The sequence below is a fragment of the Streptomyces synnematoformans genome (assembly GCF_039531005.1).
Taxonomy (GTDB): Bacteria; Actinomycetota; Actinomycetes; order Streptomycetales; family Streptomycetaceae; genus Streptomyces; species Streptomyces synnematoformans.
Genome location: NZ_BAAAPF010000272.1, coordinates 1 through 9,590 on the forward strand (window position 1 = coordinate 1; position 9,590 = coordinate 9,590).

Annotated in this window: 10 protein-coding genes; 3 read left to right on the forward strand and 7 right to left on the reverse strand. The window is 73.6% G+C overall.

The genetic code is table 11. From position 1 onward, the window contains the following. The 6 genes from ABD317_RS28600 to ABD317_RS28625 all read right to left on the reverse strand — a co-directional run. A partial coding sequence (locus ABD317_RS28600) for an AAA family ATPase (protein WP_344293399.1) occupies positions 1-767 on the reverse strand: 767 nt, incomplete at its 3' end. Next, the gene (locus ABD317_RS28605; RefSeq protein WP_344293400.1) at positions 764-1,000 is read right to left on the reverse strand and encodes a hypothetical protein; all 237 of its coding nucleotides are present in this window, start codon (positions 998-1,000) and stop codon (positions 764-766) included. The genes ABD317_RS28600 and ABD317_RS28605, both read right to left, overlap by 4 nt. Positions 1,001-1,118: 118 nt before the next feature. Next, the gene (locus ABD317_RS28610; RefSeq protein WP_344293402.1) at positions 1,119-2,090 is read right to left on the reverse strand and encodes an aldo/keto reductase; all 972 of its coding nucleotides are present in this window, start codon (positions 2,088-2,090) and stop codon (positions 1,119-1,121) included. A gap of 120 nt (positions 2,091-2,210) precedes the next feature. Continuing rightward, a complete protein-coding gene (gene argH, locus ABD317_RS28615) occupies positions 2,211-3,701 on the reverse strand; it encodes an argininosuccinate lyase (protein ID WP_344293403.1) in 1,491 nt (496 codons plus the stop codon). Beyond that, positions 3,698-4,894 carry an argininosuccinate synthase gene (locus tag ABD317_RS28620; RefSeq protein ID WP_027757167.1) on the reverse strand — a complete coding sequence of 399 codons (1,197 nt, stop codon included), beginning with the start codon at positions 4,892-4,894 and terminating at the stop codon, positions 3,698-3,700. Before ABD317_RS28620 ends, argH begins: the two co-directional genes overlap by 4 nt. Before the next feature lie 155 nt (positions 4,895-5,049). Beyond that, positions 5,050-6,657, reverse strand: coding sequence for an SLC13 family permease (locus ABD317_RS28625; RefSeq protein ID WP_344293405.1), 1,608 nt, complete (start codon positions 6,655-6,657; stop codon positions 5,050-5,052). Between the two features lie 82 nt (positions 6,658-6,739). Between ABD317_RS28625 and ABD317_RS28630 the strand changes: the two genes are divergently transcribed. From ABD317_RS28630 to ABD317_RS28640, 3 genes are all read left to right on the forward strand, one after another. Beyond that, positions 6,740-7,795, forward strand: a complete 1,056-nt coding sequence (locus tag ABD317_RS28630; protein WP_344293407.1) for a tartrate dehydrogenase — start codon at positions 6,740-6,742, stop codon at positions 7,793-7,795. Positions 7,796-7,887: 92 nt separating this feature from the next. After that, complete coding sequence (locus ABD317_RS28635) at positions 7,888-8,472, forward strand: pyridoxamine 5'-phosphate oxidase family protein (protein WP_344293409.1); 585 nt, start codon at positions 7,888-7,890, stop codon at positions 8,470-8,472. Between the two features lie 64 nt (positions 8,473-8,536). After that, positions 8,537-9,091 carry a GNAT family N-acetyltransferase gene (locus ABD317_RS28640; protein ID WP_027757163.1) on the forward strand — a complete coding sequence of 185 codons (555 nt, stop codon included), beginning with the start codon at positions 8,537-8,539 and terminating at the stop codon, positions 9,089-9,091. Between the two features lie 12 nt (positions 9,092-9,103). Here the strand turns inward: ABD317_RS28640 and ABD317_RS28645 are convergent, their stop codons facing one another. Beyond that, positions 9,104-9,586: a TetR/AcrR family transcriptional regulator gene (locus tag ABD317_RS28645; protein WP_344293412.1), complete on the reverse strand. Its 483-nt coding sequence runs from the start codon at positions 9,584-9,586 to the stop codon at positions 9,104-9,106. Positions 9,587-9,590: the final 4 nt, after the last annotated feature.

A 9,590-nucleotide genomic window follows, 5' to 3' on the forward strand; every position in this document is an offset into this window, starting at 1 on the left:
CCGCCGGCGGCGTCGCCGGCGGCGGCGAGTTCACGGGTGGCGAGCACGAGGCGTACGGCGTACTGCGCGAGGGCGTGGTGGACGAACACCTCGTCGGCGCGCCGCTGCAGGGCCGCGAGCGTCTGCGGGGCGAGCACCCGGCGGGCGGCGGGCGGGTCGACGCTCATCCGGTAGAGGATCGCCAGTTCCTCGTCCTCGGTGGGCGCGGTGACGTCGACCTTGAGCAGGAAGCGGTCGCGCTGGGCCTCGGGCAGCTCGTAGACGCCCTCGGACTCGATGGGGTTCTGGGTGGCGAGGACGAGGAACGGCTCGGGCATGGGGATGGTCCGGCCGCCGATGCTGACCTGCCGTTCCGCCATGACTTCGAGCAGGGCGGACTGGACCTTGGCGGGGGCGCGGTTGATCTCGTCGGCGAGGACGAAGTTGGCGGCGACGGGCCCGGGTTCGATGCTGAACGACTCGCTGGAGGGCCGGTAGATGCGGGTGCCGGTGATGTCCGACGGCACCAGGTCGGGGGTGAACTGGATGCGGTGAAACGTGCCGCCCGCCACGGTGGCGAGGGTGGCCGCCGCCAGCGTCTTGGCCACGCCGGGCACGCCCTGGAGGAGGCAGTGCCCGCGGGCGAGCACCGCGGTCAGCAGCCGTTCGACCATCCGGTCCTGGCCGACGATCACCCGCTTGACCTCGAAGAGCGCCTGCTCCAGCAGCTGCGGCCCCGGGCCCTGCGCGGCGGCAGGGCCCGGGCCGGCGGCGGCGGTCGCGGTCACAGGTCCCCCGCGTCCTGGGCGGCGCCCGAGGGCGCCTGCGAACCGCCCTTGTCCGGGCAGTCCTTGTCGGTGCCGCTCTGCGCGGTGGTCCGCTCGCGGTCCTCGTTGACCACGAGCCGCACCTCGGGCTCGTCCTCTCCGCGGTCGAGCGCGCCGGACGCGCCCGTGGCCAGGCCGGCCACGGCGAACACGGCGGCACCGGCGACCGAGAGCCTGCGTATACGACGGGACATCGGGTCTCCTCCGTCAGACGACTTGCGTAACCGCATGTCATCACCGGCAGGCGAAAATCCCCTTAAAGCCGCCGCGCGTGCACGTGTGCGCCCGGTCCGGACCGGCCGTCCCGGCGCCCTACTCCCAGGGCGTGGCGGCGCGGTGCCGCCAGTAGTCGGCGGGGGGCTCGGCGAGCGCGGCGAGACGGTCGCACTGCTCCGGGTCGAGGTCGACGGCCGCGGCGGCGAGGTTGGAGTGCAGCTGGGCGGCGGTGGCGGCGCCGGAGAGCACGACGCCGGCCCACGGCCTGCGCAGCACGGCGGCGAGCGCGACGGCGTCGGGCTCGGCGCCGGTCTCGGCGGCGACGGCGCGCAGTTCCGCGGGGGCGGCCTCGCCGGCCAGCCGGCCGTTCGCCAGGCCCTCCTTGACGATCACGGTCAGCCCGGCGTCGTGGGCCTCGGCCAGCGCCTCGCCGACGGCCGGCTCCAGCACGTTGTACGTGCTCTGCACGGTGTGGAACAGCCGCTCGCCGCCGACCGTGACCGCCAGCGCGGCGCGTACGGCCGCGGCCTGCTCCGGGCCGCTGGTGGAGAAGCCGACGGTGACGCCGCCGGCGGCCAGCGCCGCGAGGCGCTCGTGCAGCGCGGTGTCGGTCAGCGCCGGGCTGTCGGGGGTGAGGGAGTGGATCTGGTAGAGGTCGAGGCGGTCGCCGAGGAGCTTCGCGGACTCCTCGCGCTGGCGGTCGTAGGCGTCGGCGCCGTGGTCCTTGACCTCGTGCACCTCGGCGTCCTGGCGCCAGTCGCCGACGTACGCGTAGCCCCACTTGCTGCCGACGACCGCGTCCCGGGCGTCGGGGCGCTGCCGCAGCCAGTCGGCGAGGAACTCCTCGGCGCGGCCGTAGGAGCGGGCGGCGTCGAAGTACCGCACGCCCTGGGCGTAGGCGGCGTCCAGCAGCTCGTGGGTGCGGGTGCGCATGGCCTCGACGGTGCGCGCGGGCGGCAGGTCCTCGGCGCGGCCCGTGGTGAGGTAGGCGGGGCGGCCCACGGCGGCGAGCCCGAGGCCGATGTGGGCGGCGGGCGTCGTCACTGCGGCCAGTCGGTCGAACGCCATCGCGGGCTCCTACGTCCTCGGGGCGGGTGTCGGGCCCGTCCACCGTAGAAGACGGGCCGCACCCGGGGCAGCGCCCGACACGGGTTTCGCCCGTCCGCCCCGCCGCCCGCTCCCGCTCCGCTACGCGGCCGGGCCGCCCGGGCGCTGGGCCGCCGCCCAGCCCAGCTGCGCCGCCACGTCCGCCCGGACCTCCGCGAGCTGCACCGCCACCGCCGCGGGGGCGGTGCCGCCGCGGGCGTCGCGCGCGGGGGGCGCGCCGGGGACGGTGAGCACGGTGCGCACCTCGGGCGTCAGGTGCGGGGAGACCTTGGCGAACTGCTCGTCGGTGAGCTGGTCCAGCTCGATGCCCTCGGCCTCGCAGACCTTGACGCACTCCCCCGCGCTCTCGTGTGCGACGCGGAACGGCACGCCCTGCTTGACCAGCCACTCGGCGATGTCGGTGGCGAGCGAGAAGCCGGCCGGGGCCAGTTCCTCTAGCCGCTCCCGGTTGACGGTGAGCGTGGCCATCATCCCGGTGAACGCGGGCAGCAGGACCTCCAGGGTGTCGACGGAGTCGAAGACCGGCTCCTTGTCCTCCTGCAGGTCCCGGTTGTACGCGAGCGGCAGGGCCTTCAGCGTCGCCAGCAGCCCGGTGAGGTTGCCGAGCAGCCGGCCCGCCTTGCCGCGCGCAAGCTCGGCGATGTCCGGGTTCTTCTTCTGCGGCATGATCGAGCTGCCGGTCGAGAAGGAGTCGTGCAGGGTGACGAAGGAGAACTCCTTCGTGGCCCAGAGGATGACCTCCTCCGCGATCCGGGAGACGTCGACCCCGATCATCGCGGTGACGAACGCGAACTCCGCGGCGAAGTCCCGCGCCGCCGTCCCGTCGATGGAGTTGCCCGACGAGCCGTGCTCGAAGCCGAGTTCGGCGGCGACGGCCTCGGGGTCGAGCCCCAGCGAGGAGCCGGCCAGCGCGCCGGACCCGTACGGCGAGACGGCGGTGCGCTCGTCCCACTGGCGCAGCCGCTCGGCGTCCCGGGAGAGCGCCTGGGCGTGCGCGAGCACGTGGTGGGCGAAGAGGACGGGCTGCGCGTGCTGCAGGTGGGTGCGGCCCGGCATGGCGACGTCCGGGTGCGCCTCGGCGAGGCCGACGAGCGCCTGCTGCAGCTCGGCGAGCAGGCCGCCGACGGTGCGGGCGTGGTCGCGCAGGTACATCCGGAAGAGGGTGGCGACCTGGTCGTTGCGGGACCGCCCGGCGCGCAGCTTGCCGCCCAGCTCCGGGCCGAGCCGCTCCAGCAGGCCGCGTTCGAGGGCGGTGTGCACGTCCTCGTCGGCGACGGTGGCGGTGAACGCGCCGCTCTCGACGTCCGCCGCCAGGCGGTCGAGTCCGGCGAGCATCCGCGTCAGCTCGTCCGCCGTCAGCAGCCCCCGCCGATGCAGCACGCGCGCGTGGGCGCGGGAGCCGGCGATGTCGTACGGGGCGAGCCGCATGTCGAAGTGGACGGAGGCGGAGAGCCGTTCCAGCGCCGCCGCGGGGCCGTCGGCGAACCGCCCGCCCCAGAGCCTGACGTCCGGCGGCGGCGCGTCCTGCCCGCCGGCGTCGTGCGGGGCGGCGCCCGGTGCGTCGCCGCTCACCGGGCCAGGTCCCGGCCGGCCGCGATCTTCGAGGAGAGGCCGAAGATCTCGATGAAGCCCTTGGACATCGACTGGTCGAAGGTGTCGCCGGTGTCGTAGGTCGCGAGGTTGAAGTCGTACAGCGAGGCGGGCGAGCGCCGGCCGGTGACGACGGCCCGGCCGCCGTGCAGCGTCATCCGGATGTCGCCGGTGACGTGCTCGTTCGCCTCCTGGATGAAGCCGTCCAGGGCCCGCTTGAGCGGCGAGAACCACAGGCCGTCGTAGACCAGCTCGCCCCACCGCTGCTCGACCTGCCGCTTGTAGCGCGCCAGCTCCCGCTCGACGGTGACGTTCTCCAGCTCCTGGTGGGCGGTGATCAGCGCGATGGCGCCGGGGGCCTCGTAGACCTCCCGGGACTTGATGCCGACGAGCCGGTCCTCGACCATGTCGATCCGGCCCACGCCCTGGGCGCCGGCCCGCTCGTTGAGCTGCTGGACGGCCTGCAGCACGGTGACGGGGCGGCCGTCGAGCGCCACGGGCACGCCGCGCTCGAAGGTGATGACGACCTCGTCGGCCTCCCGGGCGACGGCGGGGTTCTGGGTGTACTCGTAGACGTCCTCGACGGGGGCGTTCCAGATGTCCTCCAGGAAGCCGGTCTCGACGGCCCGGCCGAAGACGTTCTGGTCGATGGAGTACGGGGACTTCTTGGTGGTGGCGATGGGCAGGCCCTTGTCCTCGCAGAAGGCGATGGCCTTGTCCCGGGTCATGGCGTAGTCCCGGACGGGGGCGATGCACTTCAGGGACGGGGCGAGGGAGGAGATGCCGGCCTCGAAGCGGACCTGGTCGTTGCCCTTGCCGGTGCAGCCGTGGGCGACGGTGCCGGCGCCGTGCTTGCGGGCGGCGGCGACGAGGTGCTTGACGATGGTGGGCCGGGAGAGCGCGGAGACCAGCGGGTAGCGGTCCATGTACAGGGCGTTCGCCTTGATGGCCGGGAGGCAGTAGTCGTCGGCGAACTCGTCCTTGGCGTCGGCGACCTCGGCCTCCACGGCGCCGCAGGCCAGCGCGCGCTTGCGGATCACGTCGAGGTCCTCGCCGCCCTGGCCGACGTCGACGGCGACGGCGACGACCTCGGCACCCGTCTCCTCGGCGATCCAGCCGATGGCGACGGAGGTGTCCAGGCCGCCCGAGTAGGCGAGTACGACGCGCTCGGTCACGGGAGTCTCCTTAGGATGCATACGCTGACCGGAATAAGTATGCAGCACTCCGTATGGTTCGTCAAAACACCGCGCCCCCGGCGCGCCGGAGGGCCGCCGGGCGCGTGTCCGGCGGCCCCCCCGGGTACGGGTCCGGGGCGCCCGGCCCCGCCCCGCTAGCCGATGCCGGTGACCTCGACCATCAGCGGCAGCCCCAGGATGACCAGGATCACGCCGAGGAAGTCGAAGCCCGCGCCGGAGCGGATCATCGTGGTGATCGGCACCACGCCGGAGCCGTAGGCGATGGCGTTCTGCGGCGTCGACACGGGCAGCATGAAGCCGAAGGACGCGGCGAAGGTCGCGGCCAGCGCCGGGACGAACGGATCGACCTCGGCGGCCATGGCGATCGGCATGATGATGGGCACCACCACCGCCGCGGAGGCCGTGTTGCTCGTCGTCTCCGAGACGATCACCGCCAGCACGGCCGCGAAGACCGTGATGCCGAAGACGCTGGAGAAGCCGAGCAGGTCGTTGGACTCCGTCCCGATGGTCTCGGCCAGGCCGGTGCCGGCGAGCAGCGAGCCGAAGATGATGCCCGTGCCGAAGAGCAGGATCGTGCCCCAGTCGATACGGGACGCGTCGCTCCAGTTCAGGGTGGCCTCGCGGCGCGCCCAGTCCGTCGGCAGGACGAACAGCAGCGCGGCGCCGAGCACCGCCACGACGCCCTCGTTGAGCCGGTCGCTGACGGTGGCGTAGGCGGAGGCGTCGGTGCCGACAGCGAGCGCGACGATGCCCGGGGTGATCCACAGCGTCACGGTGACGCCGAAGGCGACCAGCGTGTTCCACTCCGCCCGCGACAGCTTCCCGAGCGCGGCGCGCTGGTCGCGCACGTACTCCTCCACGCCCTCGATCCGCCGGATCTCCGGCTTGTTGAGCAGCAGCAGGACGAGGACGAGGACGACGAACATGCAGGCGCACAGCGGCAGCGCGGTGGCCGTCCACTCGGCGAAGGAGATCCTCTCGCCGGTGGTCTCCTCGATCAGGCCGCGGCCGATGAGGTTCGGCGGGCTGCCGACCGGGGTCAGCAGGCCGCCGACGCTGGCGCCGTAGGCGAGCATGAGCACCAGCGCGGCGCCGACCCGCAGCCGGGTGGGGTCGAAGTCCTGCGCCACCAGGCCGCGGTCCTGCAGCATCTTGGCGATGACGGTGAGGATGCCGAGCGCGGTCGGCAGCAGCATGGCGACCGTCGCGGTGTTGGACACGAACGCCGACAGCAGGCAGGTGATCACGCCGAAGGCCGCGATCAGCCGGAACGTCGAACGGCCCACCCCGGGCAGGGCCAGGATCCAAAACGCGAACCGGCGGGCCACGCCGTGCTTGAGCATCGCCTGGGCGAGGATGAAGGCGCCGATGAAGGTGAAGATCGTGGACGAGCCGAAGGGGGCCAGCGCCTCGTCCGGCGGCACCACGCCCAGGAGCACGATCGCGCCGACGCCGATGAGCCCGCCGACCGGGATCGGCACCGGCTCGGTCACCCACAGCACGATGACGCCGAGCAGGATGCCCGCCAGCGTCTGCTGGCTCGCCGCCATGTCCAGCGGCAGCGCCAGAAAGATCACCGAGACGAGCGGGGCCAGCCAGAGGCCGGTGGTCCGCCGGGCCCGTTCGAACTTCTCCTCGCGCGGCGAGAGCCTCTGCTCGCCGAGGCTGCGGTACGTCGCGTGGCCGAGCAGGGCCTGCTCGACGTCGGTCCTGGCACGTGGGGGGTTGGCGTCGGACTTCATCGTCCCTCCGGAGCGGTGCGGCTGGCTTACATTCAGGGCTGCTCCGTAAGGTGGGGCACAACTCGGCGGAGGGGAAGGGGTCATGACAACACATCGGATCGCCGTCATCCCCGGCGACGGCATCGGGCAGGAGGTCACGCCCGCCGCGCTGGAGGTGCTGGACGCCGTCGGGCGGCGGCACGACGTGACGTTCGCGTACACGCCCCTGGACTGGTCGTGCGCCCGCTACCGGCGCGAGGGCGCGATGATGCCGGAGGACGGCATCGAGCGGCTGCGCGCGCACGACGCGGTGTTCCTCGGCGCCGTCGGGGCGCCCGGCGTGCCGGACCACGTCTCGCTGTGGGGGCTGCTCATCCCCGTCCGCCGGGCCTTCCGGCAGTACGTGAACCTCCGCCCCGTCCGGGTCTTCGAGGGCCTGGAGAGCCCGCTGCGCACCGCCGGGCCCGGCGACGTCGACCTGGTCGTGGTGCGTGAGAACACCGAGGGCGAGTACAGCGAGATCGGCGGCCGGCTGCACCGCGGCTTCCCGGAGGAGATGGCCGTGCAGGAGGCGGTCTTCACCCGGGCCGGCGTCACCCGCGTCCTCGACTACGCCTTCGGCCGCGCCGGCCGCCGCGCCGGCCGGCTCACCTCGGCGACCAAGTCCAACGGCATCGTGCACACCATGCCGTTCTGGGACGAGCTGGTGCGCGAGCGGGCCGCGGAGCACCCGAAGGTGGCGTGGGACCAGGAGCACATCGACGCGCTGTGCGCCAAGGTCGTCCTCGACCCCGGCCGCTTCGACGTGATCGTCGCCTCGAACCTCTTCGGCGACATCCTCAGCGACCTCACCGCCGCCGTCGCCGGCTCCATCGGCATCGCGCCGTCGGCGAACCTCAACCCCGAGCGGGCCTACCCTTCGATGTTCGAGCCGGTGCACGGCTCGGCCCCGGACATCGCGGGCCGCGGGATCGCCAACCCCGTCGGCGCCGTCTGGTCGGCGGCGCTGATGCTCGACCACCTCGGCCACGAGCGGGCGGGCGCGGAGGTCGTGGCCGCGATAGCCGCGACGCTCGCCGCCACCGACGTCCGCACCCCGGACCTGGGCGGCTCGGCGACGACGGAGGAGTTCACCCGTGCGGTGATCGCGCGGCTGTGACGGCGGTCCGGGGGCGGGGCGGGGAGGCCGCGCGCGGTCTCGCACCGCGAAAATCCGCGCACCCCGGCCGTGCCGCACCCCACACTCGGCGCATGGGAAAGACGTACGAACGCATCGACGGCCGGCTGCGTGCCTTCATCGAGGCGCAGCACATGTTCTTCACCGCGACCGCGCCGCTGGCGGCCGACGGGACCGTGAACCTCTCGCCGAAGGGGCTGACGGGCTCCTTCGCCGTCCTCGACGACCGCACCGTGGCCTACCTCGACTTCGCCGGCAGCAACGCCGAGACCATCGCGCACCTCCGGGAGAACGGCAGGATCACGCTGATGTGGTGCGCCTTCGAGGGGCCGCCGAACATCGTGCGGGTGCACGGCACCGGCGAGGCCGTGTTCCGCGACGACCCGCGCTTCCCCGCCCTGCTCGGGCACTTCCCCGCCCTCACCCCGTCCCGGCACGGGCTGCGGGCGGTCATCGTGGTGACCGCGGAGCTGATCCGCGACACCTGCGGCTACGCCGTGCCCTTCATGGCGTACGAGGGCGACCGCGACCTGCACGGCCGCCGCTTCGAGCGGGAGGACGACGCCGGGCTGGACGCGTACTTCCACCGGAAGGAGCACGTCGCCGTCAGCCTCGACGGGCTGCCGGGCCTTCCGCTGCCGCTGCCGCCCACCCCGTGACCCGTCTATATATCGACTTGTCGACCCGAAACCGAGAAGCCTGAGTGAGGAGAGAGACGCACCGATGCTGAGCACACCCCTGGCCGAGGGCGCCGAGCTGACCACGATGGAGCCGTGGCAGGCCGCGGAGCTGGCCGCGTTCACCGACCGGAACCGGGCGCACCTGGAGCCGTGGCTGCCCTGGGCGCACACCGTCACCGACGAGGAGAGCGCCCAGCGCTTCCTGCAGGTGTACGCCGACAAGCAGGCCCGCGACGCCGGCCGGATCTTCGCCATCCGGCTGGACGGCGCGCTGGCCGGGGGCATGATCTACCGGCTGTTCGACACCGAGCAGGGCTCCTGTGAGCTGGGCGCCTGGTTGGCGCCCGAGGCGCAGGGCCGCGGGCTGGTCACGGCGGCGTCCCGCCGGATGATCGACTGGGCGGTGGGCGTACGCGGCCTGGCCCGCGTCGAGTGGCTGGTCGACCCGGCGAACAAGGCGAGCATCGCGGTCGCCCGGCGCCTGGGCATGACCCACGAGGGCACGCTGCGCAGCCTGTTCGAGATGGCCGGCACGCGGCACGACCTCCAGGTCTGGTCGCTGCTGAGCCACGAGTGGCGGCAGGCGCCGGGCGGCTGACGCCCGGGCGGCTCAGCGGCGGTGCAGCACGTGGTCGACGACCCGCTGGATCTCCGCGGCGGTCAGCGGCTCGGCGCGCAGCACCGCCTGCAGCATGAGCCCGTCGAGCGCCGCGCAGAACGCGGCGACCGCGACCGGGTCGGCGGCGAACCGGCCGGCGATCTCCGCCAGCAGCGCGTGCCAGCGGGCCAGGACGGGGCGCAGCTCGGGGCGGCGGGCGGCGTAGAGGTAGAGGTCGAACTCCGCGGCACAGCGGGCGCCGTGCTCGTCCAGATACGCCGCGAGCTGCCGGCTCAGCTCGGCGGTGTCGTACGACTCGGGCAGGGCGCGGGCGAGGGCGGCCGCGTAGGCGTCGACGCTGTCGTCCAGCGCGGCGGCCAGCAGGTCGGCGACGGCCGGGAAGTGGTACGTGGCCACCGACTTGGGCACGCCCGCTTCGGCGGCGACGGCCCGGTGGGTCACGGCGGCGGCGCGGGTGCGGCCGACGACGTGGATGGTG